Raw genomic sequence first — 24,573 nt, 5'->3', positions numbered from 1 at the left:
GGAAATGACCGACCCACACTGTCGGTACGGTGAAGTCTCAAACACGCAGGCCCTCAGCGTGCAACGGGAACAACTCACGGAGAGACAGATCGCTACACCCGTGGCCGGTGCGATATTGACCTGACGCTCGGCGCCGGATCCACATCGCCGTGATGCTCGTCGGCTCTTGCACGGGCGCGCGCGGCGAGCTCCTTGACCCGATCGCGCGCACCCACGGCGGCACCGTGGGCACCCTGCGCATCCGTCGTCTCAGCAGCCGGCTTCTGCTCGGTGGCCATGGCCGCGAGGCCTGCCGCCACTCGGGCCTGCCGCTCCTGCGCCTCTTGCAGGTCACCGCTGTGCTTGAACGGATCGTCGATGCGCGCATCCACCTCGGTGATTGTCGTCTCGGCGTCGACGCGTTTCTGCTGGGTCTCTGTGATCAGTTTGGGCAACGACGCGGCTCGGTTCTCGAGCTGCCGCACGAGACCCACCCCCGCTTCGGCGAACTGGTTCCTCGGCACCGTCACGCTCGCCCCCGGCACCCCGCGCAGCTCCGCCACGATGTGTACCTGGCCCAGCGACGTGCGTGAGGCCACGTCGATCGGGAATCCGCCAACCTGGCCTAACTCCCCCAGTGTCCGATCGGCGTTCGTGGGTAGATACCGCACGCCGTTCCGGGCCGCCCATTCCCCGATCGCGATTCCAGCATCAGCGCGTTTGCCATACTTTCGGCCGGCCACCGTCATCTGGAACAGGTCGTCGCTCGTGTCCACGACGCGGGGAAGCGCGGCCGTCAGCAGATCGATGTCGCGATCCAGCGCCTCGACCTGACTGCTCGCGTTTACGCGCATGCTGATCAGGTTGGTCTGGTTGCGCTGCCAGGCCCGCTCGAGGCGCTGCAGCCTCGACACGTCATTGTTCGCGACGGACTGTTCCATCAGAAGCGGGTTCCCCGACGACAGGGCCTTTGTCTCCGCGGCGCCGAGGGCGACATCGCCGATGTCCTCGATCTCGCGCATGTCGAGCCGGCCGCGCATGATCTGGGAGATGAACTTCGCCTTCCGTTCCACGGTCTGCCACATGTAGCTGTCGAAACTGCGCTCGACGACGTACCGGTACAGCCCGACCTCGGCATTCTGGTTGCCCTGCCGCACGATGCGTCCGTCGCGCTGTTCAATGTCGGCCGGCCGCCACGGGCAGTCCATATGGTGCAGCGCAATCGCGCGCGCCTGCACGTTCGTTCCGACGCCCATCTTCGCCGTCGACCCGACCAAAACCGCCACATGGCCGGCTCGCGCCGCCGCGAACAGCCGCGCCTTGTCGGGATCGGTTTTTGCCTCGTGAATATAACGGATGGCCTCGGCCGGCATCCCACCATCGACCAACTTCAGTCGCAGCTCGTCATACGCATTCCACCGGTCGGGTTTCGGCGTGCCCAGGTCACTGAACACCAGCTGCAACGCGCCCGGAGTAGGCGACGGCTCCTTCGTCACGTCATCGAGGTAGGAGAGGTCTTTCGTCTCATTCCAGATGCGCAGCACCTGGTGCGCGACAGCATCGATCTTCGTCGGCCCATTCGGACGGTCGCCGCCGACCATCCGCACGTCCAGGGCGGCCTTACGGCCATCCGTGGAAATCTTGAGCATGTTGTCCTCTTCGGGCCGCACCGACTTGTTCGCCACCCGCTCAGCACGCTCGCCGATGTCGGCAATGTAGGCCTCAAGCTCGGGGCCCGGCTGCAGCACCAGGTTCTCGGGCACCCGCTGCCCATCGGAGCGTTCCCGCAACAACGGGGTGGGGAGTTTGAGATCTTCGGCGGTCTTCACGTCAGCGAAGACGTGCCACATCCGGAGCATCTCGGGCACGTTCTGAAACTTCGCAAACCTTGTCTTCAGCCGGAAGTTGCCGCCGCCGGTGGGTGCCATCTCCATCTCGGTGACCGTCTGCCCGAACGTCGCCGCCCAGGCATCGAAGTGGCCGATGCCGGCGTTCTCCAGCAGATCGGGGCGCAGGTAGCGCTGCATCACGTACGCCTCGGTGATGCTGTTGGCCAGGGGCGTGGCCGTGGCCACGGTCACGACCCGGTCACCGTGCCGGGAGCGCAGATACTCCAACTTCATGTGCAGGTCCGTCGCCCGATCCGCACCCGTGATGGCGGCGTCTCGGATGTTGGAGACGGTGGCGAGGTTCTTATAATCGTGCATCTCGTCGACGACGACGTAGTCGATGCCGGTGGACTCGAAGGTGATGCCCGCGTCGCGGGGCCTATCGATGATTTTCTTGAACTTCTCTTCCAACGTCATCAACGTTTTCTCGAGGCGTTTCACCGTCATCGCGTCGTCACCGGTCGCGGTCTCGAGCACCGTTCGCACGGCGGACACCTCACGATTGACGTAGTCCGCTTCTGTCTCGGGTGAGAGCGGGATGCGCAGAAAAGCGGTGCGCGTCATGATGATGGCGTCCCAGTCGTTCGCGGCCGCGCGGGCGACGAACAGGCGGCGCTTGTCACCGGCGAGGTCATCGCTGGAGGAGGCCAGGATGCGTGCCTGCGGGTAGATCTGCAGCCACTCGCGGGCGAACTGCTCGAGCATATGGTTGGGCACGACGACGACGGGTTTGCTGACCAGGCCCATCCGGCCCAGCTCCATGGTGCCCATCACCATTTCCGCAGTCTTGCCCGCGCCGACCTGGTGGAACAACCCCACAGCAGGTTCGGAGAGCATCCGTGCGACCGCGGCGCGCTGGTGCGACCGCGGGACGAAGTTCAACGCCACCCCGGGCAACGTCAAGTAGTCGCCCTCGTGGCTGTAATCGCGCAGTGCGATGGAGTTGAAGCGGCGGTTGTACTCATCGGTGAGGCGTTCCGCCCGCTCCGGGTCTTCCCAGACCCACTCGCCGAACCGTTCCTGCAGCTGGTCGGCTTTCTCCTGCGCGGCCGTGGTCTCCAGGGCGTTCACGACGCTTTTCTTTGTACCCAGCTCGTCGATGTCGTCGCGGACGATCAGGGGCCGCTGCTCCATCAGCGCCTGGGCGATGTCCGTTGCGGGGCGCCGTTTGGTGCCCCACTCACTGGTAGCACGGAGGGTCTGCCTGTTGCCGCGCACCTCCCACATGCCCGGCATCGGGTTTTCTACCCGAAGGCTCCGATCGCGCAGGATCTCCTGCAAGAACTGCTTATGCGTGTCCGCATCCACCCACACGGCGCCGAGCCGCGCCTGAATCTGCTCCATCGTCAGCTTCTCCGGCAACGCCGCAACCAACGCATTCACGTTGACCGTGTACTGCTCCGGATTGGTCTGCGCGGCGGCCTGCGCGTGGTCGAGTTTGACGCGTACGTCGCCGGAGAGGTACTCGGGTGCGTGGATCAATTGGCCGGTTTTCGGGTCGTCGTAGACCATTGCACCCAGAGCAACGCGGGCCTCGGCGGTGTCTTGGCCGAGAAGGTGCGCGATGGTGTCAAGGTCGACACGGCCGGTCCGGTCCAAGGTAAGCGTGATCGCCTCCGCTGGTGTTTCCGCGCCCTGGGTGATGGGGCGCTGGGCAACGACGCGCTGATTGAGCATCGCCGCCGGCGACGCTGTCTGTGCCTCCTCATCGAATCGCTCCAGCGCCATGACCAGCGGGCCGAAAGGATCTTGCCGCAAGAGACGTGCGGGCGTCGGGGTGATGCGGGCCAGACCCGGTGCACCCGATTCCGGATCATCCCTACCCGTGGGACGCAGAGCGAAACGATTAAGGGGACCATAAGCCTGCTGGTAGGCGTCATACCGGTTTCGGAGCGTCGTGCGTGCGTTCACGATGTCCTGGGTGTCGTCCACCGTGATGGCCTCCGCTGCCAACAGCGCGGTGCCCGCGTCGCGAAGACCCAGCAACGCTTGAAGCTCTGTGACGGCGTTCTTCGGAACCCGCAACGGATCGTGTGTTCCGGAACGCACGACGGTGAACGTTCCGTCTTGCTGAGCGACGATCGTTCCGTCCCACTGAGTTGGTTCGGCCGGCCGGTATGTCGAGAGTTCCCGCTCCGACAGGGCGCTGCGAACGGTCATCAGCTGGCCGGCCACCGTGGCATCCGCAACCACACCCGCCAGAGCGGTGCGGAGCGCGGCCGGTGTGGCCTGGAGGTCGGTGGCCGTCACGTGCAACGTCTCGGTGCCATACATCCCCGTGCCGACGTGGACCTCACCGAGGATGTTTTCGGGGCGTTGATCGAAGTAGGAGTTGATCTTCACCACCTGCCCGTCGACCCGGCGCGCGGTGACTGTTTCCCACAGCTGCGACACCGCGGGCTGGCCGATCTCGCGGCGACGGAAGACGAGCAGGTCGGTCACAACATCGGTGCCGGCGGCGCGGCGGTGCGCGCCGGACGGCAGCCGCACGGCACCGACAAGGTCGGCCATCAGGTTCATCTCCCGGCGTGCTGACGGGTTCTGAGCGTCAAGCGTGTAGTGGCTAGTCAGCACCGCGACCAGGCCACCAGGTCGGGTCAAGGCGAGGGACTTGATGATGAAGTGGTTGTGGATCGAGTGCCCGCCCGCATTGTGCGCAGGGTCGTAGAGGCGAACATCGGCGAAGGGCACATTGCCAACCACAGCATCGAAATACCCGGCCGGGAAACGGCTGTCGGCGAAGGACTCGGCACGGATCCCTGCCTGCGGGTAGAGACCACGCGCAATGACGGCCGTCGTACTGTCCAATTCCACACCGGTCATCCGGGCACCCGAAGGCGCCAACCCGATAAACGTGCCCGAGCCCACACCCGGCTCTAAAACCTGACCGCCCTCGAAGCCCAGGTCGGTCAGAGCCGACCAAATTTCGCGCACGTAAGCCGGATCGGTGTAATGGGCATTGATCGTCGTGCGCCGAGCCTCCGCATACGCGTCACCCGTGAGCAACGATTTCAGTTCGCTGCGTTCACTCGCCCAGTTATCCTTCGACTCGTCGAAAACATCGGGCACGGCTCCCCAACTCGACCAGCGCGCGAGCACCTGGTGCTCGGCGGCCGTGGCAGGGCGGTCCTCGGCCTGCAGCTGCTGAGAGAGTCGGATGGCGGAAACGTTCGCCCCGTAACGCGCCTTTGCTCCGGACGGGGCCAGATCATCCTGGGTGCCCGGTGTGAAGCTGGGTGCGGCTACTCTTCCTGAGCCTGCGTCTGCTGGAACCGGCGATACCGCTGGTCCGCGCTCTCTGTCAGGATCTCCGCCTGCTCGCTCAAAAACCGGTACGGGTTGTCCTGCACCGCCAGAGCCTCCAGGAAGCTCCCCGGAAGCATCCAATCCTCTACCAGCTGGTCGATCGGATCGACGGACTTGAACTCCCGATCCTCGTCCTGCATCAGGAATGCCCAATCCGCCAACACCTCCACCGACGGCTGCACCGACGCCCACTCCTCCCGTTCCTCGTCCGCCGAGAACTCCGGTGTGATCCACACCAGGTCGGCCAGTACGATCTCCTCCGCCTGCCTCTTGGCCATCGTGAGTCGGCCCACCTTCTCCAGATAGCTCTCCCCCGCCAGGTCCGGTCCCGCGATCGTTATGCTCAGGTCGTCGACCTGGCCCTGCACCTGCTCGCCCAGAATCTCGAAAAACACCTCCGGATTCGGCAGCTCCGCGTACCGGCTCGGAGCCACCTTGACCCAGTGATCCCTGGCCTGCGCCCCGTACTTGTTCATCGGTCCCACCATCCTGTTGTTCACTCCACAAGTCATCAAAACTCAGCTGGCCGCTAACAAGGGCAGTCTCCACCAGCGAAGGTTTCGCGGTTCGCCCCTCGTCAAGCTGGGCGGCGGCGCTACTCTCATCGAGTCCCCACAAATCGAATTCGCCCTGGTCCTGCGAAACATGCTTCCTCGAGCGCCTGCCGGCCATACGCCACTCCCTGTCCCCCGAATGGGTCTATTCGAGGTTAACAGGTCGCCCCAGCGCCCCGCCCAGGCAGCACGCCACCGCTGCCCACGTCACGTCGGCTCCACAACAGAAGTCGCACTCTCGCGTTTCCGATGCCGTTCCAGCGCACGGTACACACCGCTGCGGGAAATAGTGAACAGGGCCGCGATCTCCGGAACATTCACCTCAGGATCAGCGAAATGCTCGGCCAGAGCTGCATCCTGCTCGGGCGTGAGGCGCGGTCGCCGCCCACGAAGTTTCTGCCGCACATCAGGCCTAGCCATCGCTTCTCGCGTACGGAGGCTGTTCCACCCACTCTCGGCCTCAGCCACCAACGTGAGCATCCGATAGAACATCGTCGACATCGGATCCAACGGGTCATACAGCTCACCGTCAATACTGAGGATGACGCCCCGCTCCCCCAAATCCCGAACAATCTCCACCACGCCCAGAGCACTGCTTGCAAGCCGATCAATCGACGGGACCACCAAGGCATCCCCCGCCCGGCAGACACCCAACGCCCGTGCTAGGCCATCCCGCGTCATGGCCACGCCCGAGAAGCCCGAATCGATATAGATCCGAGCAGGATCAACACCCAACCGGTTCAGCGTGTTGACCTGCGCCTGAAAATCCTCCTCCACCGCGGACACGCGGGCGTAGCCAACCAGCACCACTCCCGGATGCAGCTCTTCGGAATCAGTCATCCGCGATCCTCACTCATAAGCATGAGTGTACCGGATAGGCGCGCCTAAATGAGAATACAATGTTCGCGTTGGCGCAAACCCCCCGCTGTAGCCTTCCCCACATGGCGCCGCCCTAAGTTTTCACGGGTGGTGTTTTCATTCCGCAAGCGGTACCTGTTAACGCCGACTGAAAGTAGGGCCATAAATCGATTTCGAGACGTCAGTGGTTGGGCATCGCGAAGGATGCTGCAAACGTGGCCCGTATTGAAACGTGGTTTCGCCAGGATCGGTTTCGGTTCCTAGTTTCGGTCCCTGATCGCAGCGTCAAGTGCGCTCATGAGTTGTGACAGTCGCGACCTTCCCCGCGGTGCGACCGGATACCGGCGAAGCACATCGGGAAGGGGAAGAATGGCGTGCGCTGCGAGTGCACTGATGGTTTCCCTGCCCACACTCTCATCGCCATCCGCTTTCAGCTCGGCGACCCGCGCAGCACAGGAAGCGGCCCGGAGTATGTGACCGACCTGCGTCGCCCTCGCGATCGGGTGAAGGTATGCGGCGGCCGCGGCATCGCCGCAAGCGAGCGCCGCCAACTGTGCAATCTCGGTCGGCGCGCTCTTTGCCGCGCGATGAGCAGCAAAGGCGGTTGTTCGTTGGAGGTCCGTTCGCGGTGTTCCCTCAGCAAAGGCCAGTGCTGCAGTGAGTGCTTCGCGCGGACGCGTGTCGTCTGGGGCGTCGGCCTCGAACTCCGCGAGCACGGTCTGCGCACTCTCGGCGGCGAATCGGACCACGGCTCGCAACTCATTCATCGTCAGATTGAAGTCGTCGCTCGCTGATGCCATGACCCTATTGTCCCGTCCGCTTGCATGAATCCTCAGCCCGAAACTAATCGTTTGCGAGCAGCCAAGCCCACAGCAACAACGTCCGCGAGCTTCAGCAGTTGGGACGTGCGTGATTTTTTGCGCTCTCTGGCGGCATTCAGTGATCGCTATTTGGCACATCGAACTGATTTCCCGCGCCGGTCCTGAGCGGGGTCAGCGTCTTGTATCCCATGCATTACGAGACAGAAAGCAACGATACACATTCGAGCGCTGCGTGGAGAGACTCGGAACGCCCGAGATCCGGCACCATAACCTTGCACTGCCCGGGGCGAGCTCGTCGGGGCAGGCTCCGACGAGCTCGGTCTGGTTCAAACGTCTGCGGTTGTGGTGATCGGCACGTCGATGCGGTCTCGAGCAACCACGATTCCGTCCTTGATGGCGTAACACTCCACAATGTGCTCGCCGCGGAAGATCGAGCTCTCTTTGCGGATGCCGGGCTGTGTTGAGTCGATGATGTCGCCGCGGATCACGTGGCGACGCTCCGCCTCCGGGCCCTGGTTGAGCACCTTCCACTTCAGCGTGTACGGCTCGGACACCGTGCAGCTTGCGACCTGGAACTTCAGGTGCTTGCCAGCATTGAGCGGGACTCCGACACGCCCCATCGCGCGCAGCCACAGCGGTCGCCAGCCGTTTTGGGTGACCTCGCAGTCGATGGACACACTCTCGGTAATGTCGACCGGGTACTGATCCTCGATAAACTCCTCGGTGCCCGTCTGCAAACCGCTAGCCGAGGCCTTGAGAACGGCCTCGCTGACCGTCAGCGGCACGCTGGTGCCAAAGACCTCGCGCCACTTCTTGACCGACGCGGTCTTGCCCTCGTTCTCGATCGCAGAGGCACAGCGGTTATAAGCCTTCTTCGCCTTGGCCTGGAACTTGGCCTTGACGTAGACGCGCTGCCGGCTACCGAGAGCCAGGTAATAGTCTTTCTCCGGCTCGTCCATGAGGAACGCGAAGAAGTCCCGGGACATCAGGTCAAACGATGCGGTGTTCGCGGAATCGTAGTCGTCGGTTTGCGTGAAGAAGTTGTAGACCAGCGTGTCGATAACCAGGCCGCCGAGATTCACGCCGTTTGCGTTCTTCCAGGCCCGGGCCATCCGGGCGAGGTGACGCATATTCGTCGAGGTTCGGTCATTGCACTCTTTCGTCGCGGCAATCTCCGCGCGCGGCTTGGTGGTCTTCCAGCCGTCGGCCTTGGTGTCTGGGTAGTCGAAGCTGCCGTCGGGGTTCTCGAACACAGGCTGAACCTCAAACTTGAACGCATCGGACGCGAACTGCACGCGTACAACGCACTGGTCGACCCGGATGTCGGTGTTCGTGTACCGCGCCGTGAGCACGTTGCGCACGCGCTCGAGCATCCGGCGAGGGCCGTTGGCGTCGGCGAACCCGTCGCGCAGCCCCGGCGGCAGGATGAAGATCATATCTAGGTCGGAGATGGACTTGATCGCTGTGTGCCGTCCGAACGAGCCGATCATCAGCTTGTAGTCGACGCAGGCGTCCTTACCGCGGAAGTCCTTATTCAGGGCTTTGGTGATCTCGTCACGGCGGGCTCGGATCGCCGCGACTTTCTGCCCCACCTTGAGGTTCGCCAGCAACCCGTCGAAGATCTCAGAGGTGTCCATCCTCAGACCTCGCCTTCGTTGAGCCGCAACGCCTCGGGGAGCAGGAGGTCGAGTTCGCGGGAGGAGAACGTCAGCTCCTCGTTGAACTTCAGGCCCTTCTGAGCGCGGCCGTACGCCTTAGGGGTGGTCCGCGGCGCGAACGAGTAGACCGCGCGGGTGGTCTCCTGCAGCTCGTCGCGGCGAGCCCGGGCATCAACGTCCGCGATCTCACCGGACATCAGGTCGGCGATGAGCGAGACGTAAGACTCGCGCACGTCCCACAGTCGCGACGCGATGTCTCGGTGCGCCTCGGCCTCCTCGTGGAACCGGAACGTCTTGGCCCCAAGCGTCACCCAGGTCACCAGTACAGCGACGGTGGCGGTGATGAGGCTGGTCGTGGTTGTGCTGGCGAGCTGACTCACCACGGCGACCAGGAACGTGCCGGAGCTGACCGCGGTCAGCGCGATGAGCACGCCCTGCTGCCAGCGATGCTTGGTGAAGCAAATGTCCGCTTGCTTCTCGTGGGTCTTGTGGGTGTACGCCACGCGCCCGAAGGCCTCGCGCCCCTGGGCAAGCAGGTACCGGTCGCGGCCAGCGTCATCGTTGATCATTTCGCTCCGATCACTCTTGAACAGTCGAAGCACACACATCCAGCGAATGCCCCCGGTCTGAGTATGGCGGTGACCTCCGACATCATGGAACGAACAGCACGTCTTTGAGCCAGAATGGCGGTGGCCGTATTCGATGAAGCGATCCACCGCGGACTTTTCGGCAATCCGAAACTCGTTGGGAGTCAGTGACTCTGTTCTCAGCAAGCAGGTCAACTTCACAAAACCGTGATCGATTCCCATGTGCGGAATTCACTCGCTCTCACTGCAAAGGACAGAAGCCTGACCGGGCGCATATCGAAGCCTTGCTAAACCTGAATCCACCGGTTGACCTTGAGGTTTTGACGGCGCGTTAAACCGAGAATGCCCCTCTGATCAGCTAAAATAGTTGTTACTTAGACAAACTATTCAACGCTCAGGGAGACATCTCGTAGATGCAACTTTCTCACACTCACCGGTCCTTATCTGCATCCTTCGACGACCCCAATCTCGTGTCGTCGGCCGGACTAGTCCCCACGATGGCACTGGCGGCAAAAACGGGCCTCGGCACCTTGGTCGATGAGTGGGTGAAACTGCCCGGATACTTCGGCGCGAACGCCGGAATGAAAGCGCTGGCACTGGTCGCAGGGATGCTCACCGGCGCCGACTCCATTGACGATATGGCCATGCTCAGGCACGGCGCGCTCCGGAAATTGTTCACCGGAACCTACGCACCCTCAACCCTGGGGTCATTCCTGCGCGCCTTCGCTTTCGGCCACGTCCGGCAGCTCGACGCCGCCGCGTCCCGGTGGCTCCAGAACCTCGCCGCCGCCGTACCGATCGTCGCCGGCATCGACGACCTCGCCCTGGTCGATATTGACGACACCATCAAAGAAGTACACGGATACAAGAAGCAAGGCGCCGGGTTTGGCTACTCCGGCATCCGAGGCCTCAACGCCCTGTTCGCCATCGTCAGTACTGGGCTGGCCGCACCGATCATCGTCGCCTGCCGGCTTCGGAAAGGCCCCACCAACTCCGCCCGCGGCGCGGCGAAATTCGTCTCGGACACCCTCGCCACGGTGAAGCGCCTGCGCAGCCCCACCGCGACGGGGCTGCTGCTCCTCCGTGCTGACAGCGCCTACTACGTCAGTGCCGTCATCAAGGCCGCCCTCCGCGCCGGCGCAATGGTCTCGATCACCGCACGCCTGAATTCACTGGTGAAAGCCGCGATCAGCACGATCCCCGAGACCGCGTGGACCCCGATCAAATACACCAATGCGATCTTCGACGACACAACCGGGCGATGGATCTCCGACGCGGAAGTCGCCGAGATTCCCTTCACCGCGTTCGGATCCAAGAAAAAGAGCGAACAAGTTCCGGGACGCCTCGTCGTGCGTCGTATCCCCGAACTGAACAAGACCGTCGAGGCCGGGCAAGGCACCCTTTTTGACCTGTTCCGCTTCCACGCATTCTTCACCACCAGCACCCTCAACACTGTTGACGCCGACAAAACCCACCGCCAACATGCGGTCATCGAAAACCTGAACGCTGACATGAAAGCGTCGGCGCTGGCGCACTTCCCCTCCGGCGTTTTCACCGCCAACGCGGCCTGGCTCGTGCTCGCGAGCATCGCCTTCAACCTCACCCGCGCCGCCGGAACCCTCGCCAGCGGCGCCCTCGGAAAAGCCGTCACGGCGACCGTTCGCCGGAAACTCATCAACGTCGCCGCCAGAGTATCCACCTCGGCGCGCCGCATCACGCTGCACCTACCCGAACACTGGCCCTGGGAACACGGCTGGACAGCCGTGTTCCCAGCGTCTGCGGCCCACCGGGCCCAGCCGCCACCTAACCATCCAGCCCCAGAGGGCGCGATCAAGAACACCCAGTGGAACACCACGGCATCGAGGCCCAACCCTCAAACACGCCCGAACCACGAAAACGCGGTCAGGACGAAATCACGATTTCGTCAACGGCCGACCGGTGGATTCAGGCTAAAGCTGACGGCGATGGGCGACGAGGAAAGGCTCCCTGCCCGGGGGCCATGCGTCCGGATCCTGACGGGCGGCCGCGCGCGCAGGAATACACTGCGTAACTTCTGACACTCACAGAACCGGTGTCGGCGTCTCGAAACCCTAGGGATACAAGACGGCTCACGCCCACGCCTTGGCTCCCCCACGTTCGCCGGAATCTTGCGGTGCACCGATTCTCATAACTACGTCGCATAACCACATGCTTGAACTGTGGTCGTCGCCATTGGTTAGGAGACACCCCAGGAGCAGAAATGACTAAACTGACCGGCTACGCTCGCGTATCCACGCGACAGCAGTCCACCGACCGGTAACAGATCGACATCTTCGCCGCTGGCCTCCAGCGTAACGACCTCTACGTCGACCACGGCATCTCAGGCGCTCGAGCATCACGGCCGTACTTCGATCGCGCGCTCGACGCTCTCGAGGACGGCGACACTCTCGTCATCACGACCCTGGATCGGCTGGGCCGATCGACGCAGAACATGCTCGCTTTCGGCGAGGAGCTCCGCGATCGCAGTGCCGGTCTTCGCGTACTGAACCTCGGCGGCGGCGACGTCGATACAGCAACACCGATGGGGTCCATGCTGTTCACGATCATGGCGGCGCTCGGGCAGATGGAACACGAAATCAAGCGAGAGCGTGTTGTCGACTCCATCAACAAACGCCGCGAAGCCGGCAAGGATTTAGGCGGCCGTCCGCGGCTCATCACCGACAGCCAAATCCGCAACGCCCGTCAACTCATCGACAGTGGCGAGACAGCGACAACGGTTGCCCGCGATCTTGGAATGTCTCGAGCAACGTTCTATGCCGAACGCGGGCACTGGACCTCACCGCCGAGTCATTCTAGGCGGCCGAACGTGCCCCGTATAGTCTCCGCGAAATTCTATTGATCGAAGAACGAAGCGATGCGACGCCTTCAGTTCGCCTACGAGCGGTGGACGATATTGGTCCAGGCTGAAGGTGAGCACGTCGCCCGTGCCTGGTTTATTGGCGCGAACCCGTGGCTAGACTACGACACCCCGGTTACCGCCATCCGTGAAGACCGCTTCAAAGACGTAGCCACGGCGGTTCAGGCCGTCATCGACGATTCGTTTTCGGGTTGATGCGGGTTTGCAATCGCTCCGTTGCCCGCGAATTAGCGGCTGACGGCTCGACCCTGCCGGTTGAATTCGCTTCGACACAATAGGGTGTACCCTCTACTCAACTGGCGACGGGCTGACCTCCCTCATGTAGGTCCTCGCTCCGTACCGCCGAAATCAAGGGAGTTCGTCGCGCCCTGCAGAAGGACGCGGACGTGATGGTTGTCCCATTTGACGAGTACTGGGCCATGGTCGTCGCGGACTGGCATCAGGCCGGAACCATGCGCGCTCGGTGGCTCCCGAAAGTGTGGCGAGAAGTCCGGGCCATTTATCGTTTGAACTACACCTGGTGGGCGGACATGACATCAACCGAACTTCGCGGCGCTACCGAGCACCTCGACAGCGGACTGACCGAATTGGGCGGCACCGGAGTCCTAACTGTTGCCCACGTCACGGGCGACGACCGGGACATCACCACCTGGTTCGCCGGGTGGTAACCGCGGCAGTCGCCGAGCAAAACACGGCCATCACCGAGCTCGTCGCTAACAGTGCCACCGCAAACTGTGCAACCTTCGAGACTGGGACCGTTCTTGAAGTGGCCGGCACCAGCTCCGACTCCGTCAGGGGCAGCAGCGAGCACATGGCTTCGTTCGAGCCTGGGCTGGGTCGAGTGCTGGTGTGGTCGGCGGAGGCCGCCGGGCTGTGCTGGCGCGGCTTGCTTTCGTTATCCGGGTCGGAGGACCCATCATGGTGACTATGACCATTTCGTTCGAACTTCAACCAGGTCAGCCCTTGTTGGCTAAACGTGTCAGCCTGCGGGCACGCGTGACGGAGGCCCTGCGGGAGTCGCTAGTCGCCGGCGAGATGCAGCCGGGGCGCATCTACTCTGCTCCCAACCTGGCGGAGATGCTGGGAGTGTCGGCCACCCCGGTGCGCGAAGCGATGATCGATCTGGCTCGCGAGGGTCTCGTCGAGCCGATCCGCAACAAGGGGTATTTTGTCGTAAAACTCCGTGACGAGGACCTCGACGATCTGACCGCGCTGCGCGCACTGATCGAGGTGCCGACGATAGCTACGGTCGCCACGCTGATCACGTCCGACCAGATCGTGGCGCTGCGCCCACTCGCCCGGCAACTGAACAGCACCGCTATTTCGGGGGACCTGATTGATTTCATCCGCACCGATACCACCTTTCATCTTCAGCTTTTGGCGATAGCGGGCAACCGGCAGATCGTCGAAGAGGTGCGCCGGCTGCGCAACCTGTCCCGACTTTACGGGCTGGGGTCGCTCGCGGAATCCGGCGAACTGATCGCCACAGCGCAGGAGCACACCGAGCTGCTCGATTTGCTCGAAGAGCACGATGTGCAAGGGTCCCAAGACCTGATGAACCGCCATCTCGGACATATTCGAGGCGTCTGGGCCGGGGTTCACGAGGAATAACCTACGACGGAGTTTTTCGGTCTAGTTTTGTTTCGGTCTGATAAACAATTTTGCCGTCACCTTGTCGTTTGCTCAGTAAAATTGTACCGTTTACTTCAAGCGGCGACCGAAGACGGTCGCCTTTCACAAGTCTTGAGGGGTTCCAGTGTCTGTTTCTACCCCGCCGGTACAGATGGTGAGCCTCAGGGGCGTCTCCAAGAGCTACGGCGACAAAGTTGTGTTTAGCGACATCGACCTTGATGTGGCTGCCGGCGAAGTCACCGCCATCATCGGCCCCAGTGGCGCCGGCAAAAGCACGCTGTTGCGCTGCATAAACATGCTGGAAGTGCCCGACAAGGGCCAGATCACCATTGGGGACAAGACCATAACGGCTGGCTCCACCGCCACTCACAAGGAGGGCGAGGAGTTACGCCGCAAGGCCGGCATGGTTTTTCAGCACTTCAACCTGTTCCCGCACATGAATGTGCTGCGCAACGTCTCTTTCGCTCAGGAACGGGTACTGGGGCGCAGTCGCAAAGAGGCCGAGGAGCGGTCCCGCCTTTTGCTTGACCGGGTGGGACTGGCCGAGTTTGCGGATGCCTACCCGGCGCGCTGCTCTGGCGGCCAGCAGCAGCGCATCGCCATCGCCCGGGCCCTGGCGATGGATCCCGAGGTGATGCTGTTCGACGAACCGACATCCGCTCTCGACCCGGAAGTCGGCTTGGAGGTGCTCGCGGTGATGCGCGAACTCGCCGATGAGGGGATGACCATGATCGTGGTCACTCACGAGACCAATTTTGCCCGGGATGTGTCCGACAATCTCATTGTGATGGCCGACGGCAAGATTATCGAGCAGGGCAATCCCGGCCAGATTCTCTCCGCACCCAAACACGAGCGCACGAAGTTGTTTCTGCGCGCAGTCCTGGGTCGGTAGGGATGCAGCACCTGCAAGCAGTGCTCCTCGGCGTGCCCATGACACTGCTGATCACGGTCGCCGCAGTGGCGATCGGGGCAGTGCTGGGCCTACCTCTCGTCGTGGGTCTGCGGTCCAAACAGTTTTTGGTCCGCCTGTTCTGCCGGGGACTCGTCGACCTGATCCGCGGTATCCCCGCGATTGTCTGGCTGTTCATTATCTACTTCGGTGTCAGCATCGGAGCTTTTCGTTTCGATTCCACCATCGCAGCAATTTTGGGCCTCGGCCTGATCTCGGCGGCGTACTTCGCTGAAATCTACCGCGGGGGCATCTCCGCGGTCGACATGGGCCAGTGGGAAGCGGGCAACGCCCTCGGCCTGAACCGCTGGATAACGTTCAGTCATATCGTCGGCCCACAGGCGTTTCGGGTTTCCGTACCGTCGATGACGAGTTATGCCATCAGCCTTCTGAAGGATTCGTCGATTGCTTCCACGATCGGCGTCACGGAAATTGTCTTCTACACGACTCAGGATGCCAGGTCCAACGCCGGCGGCCTCACGGTGTACCTGCTTGCCGCCGCTATCTACCTCGCCCTGAGCATTCCGTTGGCCCTCCTAGCCCGACGACTAGACGCCAGCCTGAGAAAGAAGGTGTCTCGATGAGTTTCATCGCGGACTGGATCGAGTGGTTTCCCGACCTCGCCAACGGATTGTGGGTAAGCGTACGCATCACCGCGGTCAGCCTGATGGTAGGTCTGCCGATCGGGCTGCTGCTCGCAGTGATGGCCTCGAATCGGAACAGCGTCATGCGCACGGTCTCTGTCGTTTTCGTCGAAATCGGGCGAGGGGCCCCGGCCCTAGTTGTGCTGCAGTTGTTCTACTTTGGGCTGCCGAGCGTCGGTATTACGTTGTCGGCATTCGTGGCGGCCTGTACGGCGCTCGCGCTGACCACGGCGGCCTTCACCAGTGAGATTTTGCGCGCTGGCCTACAGGCTGTACCGGAAGGAGAGGTCGAAGCTTGTAAGACCCTCGGCGTCTCCAGCCGCGACACCCTGCGCTTCGTGGTGATTCCACAGGGCCTGCGGATCGCCTTGCCGGCTTTGATGGGCTTCAGCATCCTGATCTTCCAAGCCACGTCACTCACATTCACTATCGCCGTACCCGAGCTGCTTAGTCAGTCGTACTCCATCGGCTCGAGTACGTTCAACTACCTCAGCGTGCTGATTCTGGCCGGCCTGCTCTACGCCGTCATAACCATTCCGGCTTCCTGGCTGGTGGCGAGCACCGAGAAAAAAATGTCCCGGCATCTCAGCTATGCGCGGTAAACCCAACTTCACCCCCTGCACTGCACGCATCACCCTCACTCACACACAGAATGAACAACATCTATGGAGATTCGCATGAACAATTTCAAACGAACCGGTGCCGCCGCCGCACTCGTGGTCGGCATCATCGCCAGCCTGGCGGCGTGCAGCAGCAGCGAAACAGCGGATGTCGCAGCTGACTGCACCCCAGACCATGTCTTCTCCACCATCGAGTCCGGCACCCTCACCGTGGGGCTGACCGAGATCCCGCCGTTCAGCTACACCGAAAACGGCGAAGCTACCGGTATCGACGTCGACATCGTAAACACTTTTGCCGAGGCCAACTGCCTCACCGTGAACTACGAACCACTCGCCTACAGCGCTGCTGTTCCCTCCGTCGAGAGCAAGCGGATCGACCTCACCGTGGGTGACTGGTACCGCACCGCGGCCCGCGCCGAAATCGTGAACTTCTCCGCCCCCAACTACCTGGACGAATTCAGCGTGATCTCGGAATCCGGCATAACAACCGTCGAGGGGCTTATCGGCAATAAGGTCGGCACCGTCGATGGGTATCTCTGGGTCGACGACCTGCGTACCCTGCTCGGCTCCGACCTGCAGGTCTACCCCTCGAGCGTGGAACTGAAGCAGGACATCGATGCCGGGCGCATCGACGTAGGCGTCGACGCTTACGGGACCTCACTTTTCAACTTCAGTGACTCCGACTACGAGATCACGACTGTTGAGCCCGATGAGCGTGTGCTGGCGACGGTCGAAGCGGCCCAGACGGGCTTCCCTTACACCAAGGACAACACGGACATGGGCGTCGCCCTCGACGCCGTTATCGCGGAACTGCACGCTTCAGGCGGCATGGTCGAGATTCTAGAGAGCCACGGTCTGCCAGCATCCGCTGCCGAGGTCGGCGAGCCGCGCCTGATCGAGTAACCGCTAGTCACTTCGGCAACAACGCGACAGTTGCAGCCGAACCAGATTCAGTCACACCAGATTCAGTCAACAAAGAACGGAAAATTATGTCAACGTCAACGCTCGCCCCAGTCGCGCTGATCACCTCAGAGCAGGTGCACGAGGGCCTGTCGATGGCAGACGCCGTTCACGCCCTGGCCACGGCGTTGCGTGCGGGTCTCGACCCGCACGCGTCGCCGGCCCGTGGCAACATTCCACTTACTCGCGGAAGTTTTCTGCTGATGCCGGGGGAATTCGGCGACTATGCGGGAGTGAAAATTCTCACCGTGGCCCCCGACAACCCGGCCCAAAACCTGGCTCGCATTCAGGGCAACTACCTTCTTTTCGAGTCGCACACGCTGAGACCGGTCGCACTGATCGATGGTATCTCCCTCACTCTGCTGCGCACACCCGCGGTGTCGGCCCTCGGGGTTGACCTGCTGGCGGCAGCGGACGCCTCCACCCTGCTGATCTTTGGCACCGGTCCGCAGTCGCTGTTTCACGTGCGCGCCGTCGCGGCCGTGCGGCCCCTCACGCGAGTCACAATTGTTGGGCGCTCCGCCGAGCGCACCGCTGAGCTGGTGGCGACGCTGCAGGCCGAAGGATTTACCGCAGCGGCCGGAACGGCAGATGATGTCGCAGACGCGCAGATCGTGATCTGCTGCACGAGTGCCAGCGAACCTTTGTTCGACGGTGCCTTGGTGCGCGATGACGCGGTCGTCGTGGCAATGGGGTCACACGATCCGGCGTCCCGAGAGACCGACGACGTACTCGCTGCGCGCAGCCGGGTCTACGTGGAAGACGTCGACACGGCGCTCCGCGAGGCCGGCGACGTAGTGATCGGCATTGAGCATGGCAGCATCGATCCAGCGCATCTGGTTTCCTTGACCGATCTTGCCCGGAACGGTGCCGGGCCGCGCTCCGGTCCGGCCCTGTTCAAGAGCGTCGGCATGGGCTGGCAAGACCTGATTATCGCAAGCGCCCTCTACGCGCACCGTGATCCCGCCTAGCCGCTGCTGTGGGAAGTACGCCAGCACGCCATGACGCCGCGAGGCGCCGAAAATTTGGGCCGGCCGGTAGGTAGTTCTCGCGAATGACGATACCCGCACCTCGAGTTAGGACTCGCGAATGACCATCTCCGCACCCAAATCAGTTGTCGTCGTCGGCGCTGGCATTGTAGGCCTGTCACTCGCCTGGCATCTGCAGGAGCACGGAGTCCCTGTGACTGTGCTGGACAAAGCAACCATAGGCGCGGGGGCGAGCTGGGGAAACGCTGGATGGGTTTCCCCGGGACTCGTGACGCCCCTCGCCGAGCCGGGCGCGTGGCGCCATGCGCTGCAGGCAGTGATTGACCGCGACGCGTCCCTTTCTATCCCCGCCCGTTTCGACCCGGACCTTTTTCGCTTCCTGCTCAAATTCGGTCGTAACATGACTGCGACGCGGTGGCTGAAGACTCTTACCGCCCTCCAGCCCATCACGCACCTCGCGGAACAGGGGTTCGTGGATCTAATTACTGCGGGGGTGCAAGGAACGCTCACGGCAGCCCCGATAACGCTGGGCTTCACGTCAGCGACGGCGGCCGAGGCGTACACGGCCGAGCTGGAACATCTTCAGCATCTCGGCCAGAAACTTACTTCGCAGGCAAACAGCGATCCGGGTGAGACTGCGCTCTTCTCGCCCGCAATTACGCACTCCGTGCACGTAGACGACCAGAGCTACATCGATCCAGGCGCATTCGTGGAGGCCCTCGCCCAGTCGGTCAGAGCCCGGGGAGGAATCATCATCGAAAATTGTGCCGTGACCGACGTTCAGGGCGATTCTGATTCATCGTCGGTGCTCACGGGCGCCGGGGACACCATACATGCAGATGCCGTTGCGATCGCCACCGGAGCCTGGCTGCCCCACTTGTCGCGTCGCCTCGGCGTGACAGTGGGAGTGCAGTCGGGACGCGGGTACTCCTTCACTGTCGACACGGCCCAGAAACCGACGGGAACACTGTACTTTCCGACCCAGCGAGTGGTCGGTACGCCGTACCAGGGCGCACTGCGCATTGCCGGCACAATGGAGTTTCGACGCCCGGACGCCCCCCTTGACCCACGTCGCGCGACCTCGGTGCGCAACGCCGTGCAACCCCTAATGACCGGGGTCGACTGGTCAAGCACGAGGGACGTGTGGGTGGGCGCGCGACCGGTGACACCCGACGGGCTTCCCGTGATCGGCCGGACCCGTTCCAGCCGCATCTATGCTTCGGGTGGGCATGGAATGTGGGGCATCGTGCTGGGACCGGTCAGCGGGCGCCTGCTCGCGCAGCAGATCATGACAGGAAACGCACCACCCGAACTGGCCAATTTTGACCCGAGGAGGTAGGGAACGTCTTACGGGCTGCTCAAACCTCGAGTCCATCGCGGATTACTGTGTGGTCCGATGGCCACTCGGACATGGGCGCCAGCACAGGAAGCGCCAACGCTGGTCCGGTGTAGGTTTCGGGCTGCAGATTATTGTCGATCATGCGAGTCATTTGGCCGGGAAGCTTTTTCCACCCACCCCGTTCGTAGAAAGGCACGATGCTTGGGCGACAGGTCAAGAAGCCGAACGGCAGGGCCAGATCGTGAAAGCATGTGGACGCCTGTTCCAGAAGCCGAAGGCCAATACCGGACCCATGAAGCGAGGGATCGACACCGACCAGTCCCACGTCTCCGACCAACAGGCTTGAATCCTCGTTGAAGCGGAGCATCCGTCTCAGAAACCCGAGATGAGCGATGGGCCGGCCGTCCGAATATCCGATGACCCGTCCTTCCGGGCGTGCGCCTGCCCAACTGCGACCGTCCTCGAACGTCGAGTGGTGATCCGGATAGATACGCGAGAGAAGTGCTGCAAGAGCGTTGTGTTCAGCGCGTGAAAGATCCGACTCCCACCGGAGTTTCCATACCAGACCAGCCATCACGCCAGCGTAGCGAAGACGCTGAGCGGGACAGAGCCCATACGCTTCGGGGCAGGATTGGTCCTTCCGACACGAGCGCCGCTTGATCGAGGCCTTTGCCGAGATCGTCCAGGCTGATGGGGATCTGTTTCCGACATTGGCTGATGAGGTCGGCGTTATCGCAGCGGCGGGTCTCATTTTAGATACTCCGCTTCGCCGTCCAGCGGGCGATGTAGAACCCGATGATCTCAAGCACGCTGAGACCCAGGCCCACGTTGAAAAGAAGAGGCGAGTCGTCCTTGACCATCATGACGATTCCCACGCCGATGCACAGCCAAGGCATCACGAGACGGAGGGGTCCATAGCGCCACTTGTATCTTCGTGCTCCCGACTCCCCGCCTCGGTCTTGTTCGTTGCCTACTTTTCACATCGCTGTGGGCCTTCCGTGAGGGCATTATCGAACTGGCGGCGTTCCTGATTAGCATGGTCGTCTGATCGTACGCAAGCGACCCTGCGAAATCTGCCGAGAAGACGTAGCTGCCTGTCATGTTCCGTACTCGTGTGCAGAATGCAGACTTAGGCGGTGTCGCCGGCTCGTTGGATTGCCCGGTAGACCGTGGACCTGGCGACGCTGAAAAGTTCCGCGATCTGCGCGGTCGTGTGTTCGCCGCGTTGGTAAACCTCGACTAGGTGCTTCTCCTGCGCCTGAGACAGTTTGGGTTGCTTGCCCCGCAGCCGACCGGCCGCTTTAGCGACTTGCATCCCCTCGCGAGTTCTGGCGCGGATCAGATCGGCCTCGAATTCAGCGACCATCGCGAGCACATTGAAGAGGAGCCTTCCAACTGGGTCGGTTGGGTCGTGAACGGAACCGCCGATACTGAGCTTCACTTCACGAAGGGTAAGGTCGTCGACGATGTCTTTCGCGTCGCGAAGCGAGCGTGCCAGTCGGTCGAGCTTGGTCACGACGAGGGTGTCGCCGGCTCGGCATGCAGCCAACGCTTCGCGAAGACCTGGCCGGGCCCGGTTAGTTCCGGTGAGGCCTTGATCGGTGAACGTCTTTTGGAGCGAGACCCCGAGGGCGGCGAGGGCGTTCTCTTGGCCGGTGAGGTCTTGGTCGTTGGTGGATACGCGTGCGTAGCCGATAAGCATTCCGGTCATGCTGGAGTGTACCGTTTATCCCCCCTTCACCGGGCATTTTCTCGGGCAGGGCATACGGGAATTGGGAGCCCCCGAAACCATGCGGAACGTCTTCGGCGCTCCGTGCGCGTTCGAGTGTCCCAGTCGCCGTCCGGCTTGCGGGCACTCTTCCGCAGCCGAGTAGGGTTGGGGTGTGGTCACAGTTGAGCCCTACAACCGGGACTGGCCCCGTCTATTCGAGGAGCAGGCCGTAGAACTTAGGATGGCGCTTGGCTCCCGGGCCACCGAGATTGAGCACATAGGGAGCACCGCGATCCCAGGTCTCGCGGCTAAGCCGATCATCGACCTCGCCGCCCGGGCAGCTCCGAGCATTGACCCGTTTGCGCTTGGGTCAGTGATCGCCTTCCTCGGGTACTCCATGCACCGATCGGGACCGAAGAACCACGCCGTCTACGTCCGCGGCACAGCGCTTGGCCGGACACACATCCTGCACGTATTCCACTCGGACGACTGGGAGCACTGCAACCAGAGGGTCTTTCGCGACAAGCTTTTGCATGACGCGTCGGCGCGACATCTCTATGAGGACCTCAAAATTCAGCTCGCCGCGTCGGTCAGTGACGGCGCGGGCTATACGGCGGGTAAACGAGAGCTCATTCAGGCGCTCCTCAACCAAGAGCAAGCCGCGCGTGGGTTCCCACTCACGATTGCGTGGGACAAATAACGAGCCTCGACTGTGAAGGCACACGAGCGTGATCGGACCTTGAACGCCCCACTCAAGGCCCCCTATTTGGGGCGGCGAGTGTGTTTCAGTGAGGAGGCCGCTTCAGGAACTGTTCATGTAGCTGCCGGGTGTCTGACTCGCAATGCAATTGTCGTCAGTCTTGCTGCCAGTGGGCGACGAGGTCGAGGAGTCCGGGGAAGCGCTGGTTGATGTCTTCGGTGCGTACGCGGCTGCGGCGTTCGAGCCCGTATTGGCGCTGCCGAATTAATCCCGCTTCGCGAAGTGCCTTGAAGTGATGGGTAAGGGAGGATTTGGGGCGGTCGAATCCGAACCAGCCGCAGGAATGGTCGTAGTCCTCGGATTCAAGCATCAGTTTGCGCACGATCGTCAGCCGTAGCGGATCGGCCAGAGCCCCCATGAGCGCCTCCAGCTGAAGCTCGTCGATCGACGGCTCTGGCAGCGGTTCCGGCAGGTTCCCGGGAGGCTCCGAGACAACGTTCCCTCCTCTGACGGTTTTCGATGTGTCGAGCATACGTAAAGCATAGACCAAGTACGAGTTTTCTCGAACTGATGATAAGTTCGAGAAAACTCGTACTGAAGAATAGAGGTAGGACGATGGCACAGACCACGACTCGGCAGCCCGACCCGGCACTACTCCGCAAGCTCGGCGCTCGGCCGATGCTGTTGGCGGCCGTGATCGTGACCGCGGTGTTTGTCTTGTCTAACTCGCCGACACCGCTCTACGTTTCTTGGCAGAGGGAGCTTGGCTTCTCCGCGGGAATGCTGACGGTGATCTTCGCCGCCTATATGGTCGGACTTCTGCTCACCTTGACCGTTGCCGGACAATTGGCCGACCGGTTCGGGCGCAAGACGGTGCTCATACCAGGGCTTGTGCTCGCGCTAGTGGCATGTTCACTCTTCGGAGCTGCTTCTTCTGTCCTCGTGCTGGTGATTGCACGGTTCCTCACCGGCGTCGCGGTAGGCGTAATCGTCTCGGCCGGCATGGCGGCGGTCGTTGACCTCGGCGGTCCCGCCCGCCGTCGGCAGGCCGCTCTTACCGCCTCGGTCGCCATGGTCTTCGGCGCCGGACTCGGGCCGCTCCTGTCGGGACTCGTCGCTCAAGGGATGACGGCTCCGGCCCCAGTGATCTTTGCGGTCGAGTTCGTATTACTCGCCACCGCGCTTGTCATAGCCATTTTTCTGCCGCTGCCTCGTCCTCCAGCGAGCCAAAGCGCCGGCACAGCAGATGCAGCGTTCAGGTTGCACTTGCCGAGTGTGCCAAAGCGAAACCAACGCCACCTCGCCTACGGCATCGCGGTCTTCGCGCCAGGGATCACAGCCACTTCTTTCGTGCTCTCCCTCGGCCCCTCTCTATTGTCGAACCTGCTCAACGTCTCCAGTCCGTTGGTCGCCGGAGGAATGGCGTGTGCCATGTTCCTCGCCGCCACAGGTGTTCAACTCACGGTCAGTCGGGTACCTGTGCGCAGCATCCTCCTGCTCGGCTCCGCCGCGACACTCGCAGCGATGGCCAGCCTCATCATCGCCGTCAACGCCGCGCTCCCTTCGATCCTCATACTCTCCGCCCTGCTGGCCGGCATCGGCCAAGGACTCGGACAACTCGGAGGTCTCACCCTCATCGGGACCCATGTTCAGGGCAACCGCCGTGCCGAAGCGAACGCCGTTCTCAACATCGGCGGATACATCCCCGCCGGTCTACTCGCAGTCGCCACCGGCTACCTCATCAACGGCATCGGGCTCAGCGCAGGCACCACCCTCTTCGCGGCGGTCCTCGCCGCGGCCGCGGTCACCGGAGGAATCCTCGTGCGCCACAACGTCAGTCCACACTGAGCCAGGGGCACGGTTGTCGGCGTCAGCGTCGCTCTCCTGCACTTCTCAATGCAGAAGATTGCCGCCGAGGCAATCTCGCTGGGTCAAATGTCCCGCAGAGGGTTCCCGATTCGGGACATACCTCCGGAACAGGCGGCGTCTGTCACCCAGCATGCCAATCGTTGGGGTCGTGATACTTTACGCGTGAAACCGGCCCGGTCTTCGAACCTTACAAGGGCAGAATTGCGCAATCGAGTCTGCCCTTGTACTCCGTTTTAGTCGATCGGAGAGACACGAATGAGGTTGCCATCAGGGTCGGCGACCACGAATGTGCGCCCGAAGACGTCTTCGTGCGGCTCTTCGATAACAGTGGCCCCCTTGGACGTCCACGCGGTGAAGCAGTCATCGACTCCGGATGCTGACCCGGGCAGCATGAGTCCCAACTCGCTGGTTCGCGGCGTCGCCGTCGTGACAGTGTCGCCGCGGCCAGACCATAGAGCGAAGAGTACGCCCGGAGCTACCTCGAATGGGACATAACGCGGGGTAATGGTGACAGGTTCCATCTCGAAGAGATCGCTGTAGAACCGGGTGGAGCGCTCGACGTCGGTGACATAGATGAGGAACAGGTTTGGTGTTGCCATGGGGATCTCCTTA

At 62.4% G+C, this 24,573-nt stretch carries 22 protein-coding genes and 2 pseudogenes; 13 read left to right on the top strand and 11 right to left on the bottom strand.

All coding sequences use genetic code 11. The features are described 5' to 3' along the window. Window positions 1-92: 92 nt before the first annotated feature. The 6 genes from E3T43_RS17920 to E3T43_RS17895 all read right to left on the bottom strand — a co-directional run bounded on the left by E3T43_RS17920 (window position 93) and on the right by E3T43_RS17895 (window position 9,634). On the bottom strand, window positions 93-4,937 hold the full coding sequence (locus tag E3T43_RS17920; RefSeq protein WP_174844366.1) for a helicase: 4,845 nt from the start codon (window positions 4,935-4,937) through the stop codon (window positions 93-95). A gap of 173 nt (window positions 4,938-5,110) precedes the next feature. Beyond that, complete coding sequence (locus tag E3T43_RS18980) at window positions 5,111-5,650, bottom strand: hypothetical protein (protein ID WP_174844365.1); 540 nt, start codon at window positions 5,648-5,650, stop codon at window positions 5,111-5,113. A gap of 285 nt (window positions 5,651-5,935) precedes the next feature. Continuing rightward, window positions 5,936-6,568: a recombinase family protein gene (locus E3T43_RS17910; protein WP_134473424.1), complete on the bottom strand. Its 633-nt coding sequence runs from the start codon at window positions 6,566-6,568 to the stop codon at window positions 5,936-5,938. A gap of 278 nt (window positions 6,569-6,846) precedes the next feature. Next, entirely contained in the window at window positions 6,847-7,386 is a 540-nt protein-coding gene (locus E3T43_RS17905) for a putative immunity protein (protein WP_134473423.1), read from the bottom strand. A gap of 347 nt (window positions 7,387-7,733) precedes the next feature. Next, window positions 7,734-9,044 (bottom strand): nucleotidyltransferase, encoded by a 1,311-nt coding sequence (locus E3T43_RS17900; RefSeq protein ID WP_134473422.1) that lies wholly within the window; start codon window positions 9,042-9,044, stop codon window positions 7,734-7,736. A gap of 2 nt (window positions 9,045-9,046) precedes the next feature. After that, the gene (locus E3T43_RS17895; protein ID WP_134473421.1) at window positions 9,047-9,634 is read right to left on the bottom strand and encodes an SLATT domain-containing protein; all 588 of its coding nucleotides are present in this window, start codon (window positions 9,632-9,634) and stop codon (window positions 9,047-9,049) included. A gap of 431 nt (window positions 9,635-10,065) precedes the next feature. On the opposite strand from E3T43_RS17895, the pseudogene E3T43_RS17890 reads away from it, so the two are divergent. The 11 genes and pseudogenes from E3T43_RS17890 to E3T43_RS17840 form a co-directional block, all read left to right on the top strand. After that, window positions 10,066-11,421, top strand: a pseudogene (locus E3T43_RS17890) (IS1380 family transposase); the annotation flags it as partial. Window positions 11,422-11,891: 470 nt separating this feature from the next. Then, window positions 11,892-12,530, top strand: a pseudogene (locus tag E3T43_RS17885) (recombinase family protein). A gap of 15 nt (window positions 12,531-12,545) precedes the next feature. Next, window positions 12,546-12,743 (top strand): hypothetical protein, encoded by a 198-nt coding sequence (locus E3T43_RS17880; protein ID WP_134473420.1) that lies wholly within the window; start codon window positions 12,546-12,548, stop codon window positions 12,741-12,743. A 191-nt stretch (window positions 12,744-12,934) separates the two neighbouring features. Then, window positions 12,935-13,216: a hypothetical protein gene (locus E3T43_RS17875; protein ID WP_134473419.1), complete on the top strand. Its 282-nt coding sequence runs from the start codon at window positions 12,935-12,937 to the stop codon at window positions 13,214-13,216. Between the two features lie 259 nt (window positions 13,217-13,475). Further along, on the top strand, window positions 13,476-14,159 hold the full coding sequence (locus E3T43_RS17870; protein WP_166791380.1) for a GntR family transcriptional regulator: 684 nt from the start codon (window positions 13,476-13,478) through the stop codon (window positions 14,157-14,159). Window positions 14,160-14,331: 172 nt separating this feature from the next. Then, on the top strand, window positions 14,332-15,072 hold the full coding sequence (locus E3T43_RS17865) for an amino acid ABC transporter ATP-binding protein (protein WP_134473460.1): 741 nt from the start codon (window positions 14,332-14,334) through the stop codon (window positions 15,070-15,072). 2 nt (window positions 15,073-15,074) lie between these two features. Then, window positions 15,075-15,713, top strand: a complete 639-nt coding sequence (locus E3T43_RS17860; protein WP_134473417.1) for an amino acid ABC transporter permease — start codon at window positions 15,075-15,077, stop codon at window positions 15,711-15,713. Beyond that, entirely contained in the window at window positions 15,710-16,375 is a 666-nt protein-coding gene (locus tag E3T43_RS17855) for an amino acid ABC transporter permease (RefSeq protein ID WP_134473416.1), read from the top strand. Before E3T43_RS17860 ends, E3T43_RS17855 begins: the two co-directional genes overlap by 4 nt. 75 nt (window positions 16,376-16,450) lie before the next feature. After that, a complete protein-coding gene (locus tag E3T43_RS17850; RefSeq protein ID WP_166791379.1) occupies window positions 16,451-17,296 on the top strand; it encodes an ABC transporter substrate-binding protein in 846 nt (281 codons plus the stop codon). Window positions 17,297-17,382: 86 nt separating this feature from the next. Then, window positions 17,383-18,324, top strand: a complete 942-nt coding sequence (locus tag E3T43_RS17845; RefSeq protein WP_134473414.1) for an ornithine cyclodeaminase family protein — start codon at window positions 17,383-17,385, stop codon at window positions 18,322-18,324. Between the two features lie 118 nt (window positions 18,325-18,442). Continuing rightward, window positions 18,443-19,681, top strand: coding sequence for an FAD-binding oxidoreductase (locus E3T43_RS17840; RefSeq protein WP_134473413.1), 1,239 nt, complete (start codon window positions 18,443-18,445; stop codon window positions 19,679-19,681). A 19-nt stretch (window positions 19,682-19,700) separates the two neighbouring features. On the opposite strand, the gene E3T43_RS17835 is transcribed toward E3T43_RS17840, so the two are convergent. From E3T43_RS17835 to E3T43_RS17830, 3 genes are all read right to left on the bottom strand, one after another. Continuing rightward, window positions 19,701-20,255, bottom strand: coding sequence for a GNAT family N-acetyltransferase (locus tag E3T43_RS17835; protein WP_166791378.1), 555 nt, complete (start codon window positions 20,253-20,255; stop codon window positions 19,701-19,703). 178 nt (window positions 20,256-20,433) lie between these two features. Beyond that, window positions 20,434-20,577, bottom strand: coding sequence for a hypothetical protein (locus E3T43_RS18890; RefSeq protein WP_166791377.1), 144 nt, complete (start codon window positions 20,575-20,577; stop codon window positions 20,434-20,436). 233 nt (window positions 20,578-20,810) lie between these two features. Further along, on the bottom strand, window positions 20,811-21,392 hold the full coding sequence (locus tag E3T43_RS17830) for a recombinase family protein (protein ID WP_134473411.1): 582 nt from the start codon (window positions 21,390-21,392) through the stop codon (window positions 20,811-20,813). 172 nt (window positions 21,393-21,564) lie between these two features. Here E3T43_RS17830 and E3T43_RS17825 point away from each other — a divergent pair, with 172 nt between their 5' ends. Continuing rightward, window positions 21,565-22,092, top strand: coding sequence for a GrpB family protein (locus E3T43_RS17825; protein ID WP_134473410.1), 528 nt, complete (start codon window positions 21,565-21,567; stop codon window positions 22,090-22,092). Between the two features lie 154 nt (window positions 22,093-22,246). Here the strand turns inward: E3T43_RS17825 and E3T43_RS17820 are convergent, their stop codons facing one another. Beyond that, window positions 22,247-22,624 (bottom strand): helix-turn-helix transcriptional regulator, encoded by a 378-nt coding sequence (locus E3T43_RS17820; RefSeq protein WP_134473409.1) that lies wholly within the window; start codon window positions 22,622-22,624, stop codon window positions 22,247-22,249. Window positions 22,625-22,707: 83 nt separating this feature from the next. On the opposite strand from E3T43_RS17820, the gene E3T43_RS17815 reads away from it, so the two are divergent. Continuing rightward, a complete protein-coding gene (locus tag E3T43_RS17815; protein WP_134473408.1) occupies window positions 22,708-23,940 on the top strand; it encodes an MFS transporter in 1,233 nt (410 codons plus the stop codon). A gap of 254 nt (window positions 23,941-24,194) precedes the next feature. Here E3T43_RS17815 and E3T43_RS17810 read toward each other — a convergent pair whose 3' ends face one another. After that, window positions 24,195-24,560 carry a VOC family protein gene (locus E3T43_RS17810; RefSeq protein ID WP_092342527.1) on the bottom strand — a complete coding sequence of 122 codons (366 nt, stop codon included), beginning with the start codon at window positions 24,558-24,560 and terminating at the stop codon, window positions 24,195-24,197. Between the last annotated feature and the right edge of the window lie 13 nt (window positions 24,561-24,573).

The organism is Cryobacterium sp. Hh7 (genome assembly GCF_004403155.1).
GTDB lineage: Bacteria > Actinomycetota > Actinomycetes > Actinomycetales > Microbacteriaceae > Cryobacterium > Cryobacterium levicorallinum.
This window is presented reverse-complemented; position numbering and strand designations above follow the sequence as displayed.

Bases quoted from the DNA above. Each gene is read 5' to 3' on its own strand.
- E3T43_RS17860 (WP_134473417.1), top strand. From the start codon at position 15,075: ATGCAGCACCTGCAAGCAGTGCTCCTCGGCGTGCCCATGACACTGCTG.
- E3T43_RS17815 (WP_134473408.1), top strand. From the start codon at position 22,708: ATGGCACAGACCACGACTCGGCAGCCCGACCCGGCACTACTCCGCAAG.
- E3T43_RS17880 (WP_134473420.1), top strand. From the start codon at position 12,546: ATGCGACGCCTTCAGTTCGCCTACGAGCGGTGGACGATATTGGTCCAG.
- E3T43_RS17840 (WP_134473413.1), top strand. From the start codon at position 18,443: ATGACCATCTCCGCACCCAAATCAGTTGTCGTCGTCGGCGCTGGCATT.
- E3T43_RS17905 (WP_134473423.1), bottom strand. From the start codon at position 7,386: ATGGCATCAGCGAGCGACGACTTCAATCTGACGATGAATGAGTTGCGA.
- E3T43_RS17910 (WP_134473424.1), bottom strand. From the start codon at position 6,568: ATGACTGATTCCGAAGAGCTGCATCCGGGAGTGGTGCTGGTTGGCTAC.
- E3T43_RS18980 (WP_174844365.1), bottom strand. From the start codon at position 5,650: ATGAACAAGTACGGGGCGCAGGCCAGGGATCACTGGGTCAAGGTGGCT.
- E3T43_RS17900 (WP_134473422.1), bottom strand. From the start codon at position 9,044: ATGGACACCTCTGAGATCTTCGACGGGTTGCTGGCGAACCTCAAGGTG.
- E3T43_RS17820 (WP_134473409.1), bottom strand. From the start codon at position 22,624: ATGCTCGACACATCGAAAACCGTCAGAGGAGGGAACGTTGTCTCGGAG.
- E3T43_RS17835 (WP_166791378.1), bottom strand. From the start codon at position 20,255: ATGGCTGGTCTGGTATGGAAACTCCGGTGGGAGTCGGATCTTTCACGC.
- E3T43_RS17830 (WP_134473411.1), bottom strand. From the start codon at position 21,392: ATGACCGGAATGCTTATCGGCTACGCACGCGTATCCACCAACGACCAA.
- E3T43_RS17850 (WP_166791379.1), top strand. From the start codon at position 16,451: ATGAACAATTTCAAACGAACCGGTGCCGCCGCCGCACTCGTGGTCGGC.
- E3T43_RS17895 (WP_134473421.1), bottom strand. From the start codon at position 9,634: ATGATCAACGATGACGCTGGCCGCGACCGGTACCTGCTTGCCCAGGGG.
- E3T43_RS17810 (WP_092342527.1), bottom strand. From the start codon at position 24,560: ATGGCAACACCAAACCTGTTCCTCATCTATGTCACCGACGTCGAGCGC.
- E3T43_RS17855 (WP_134473416.1), top strand. From the start codon at position 15,710: ATGAGTTTCATCGCGGACTGGATCGAGTGGTTTCCCGACCTCGCCAAC.
- E3T43_RS17865 (WP_134473460.1), top strand. From the start codon at position 14,332: ATGGTGAGCCTCAGGGGCGTCTCCAAGAGCTACGGCGACAAAGTTGTG.
- E3T43_RS17845 (WP_134473414.1), top strand. From the start codon at position 17,383: ATGTCAACGTCAACGCTCGCCCCAGTCGCGCTGATCACCTCAGAGCAG.
- E3T43_RS17870 (WP_166791380.1), top strand. From the start codon at position 13,476: ATGACCATTTCGTTCGAACTTCAACCAGGTCAGCCCTTGTTGGCTAAA.
- E3T43_RS18890 (WP_166791377.1), bottom strand. From the start codon at position 20,577: ATGCCTTGGCTGTGCATCGGCGTGGGAATCGTCATGATGGTCAAGGAC.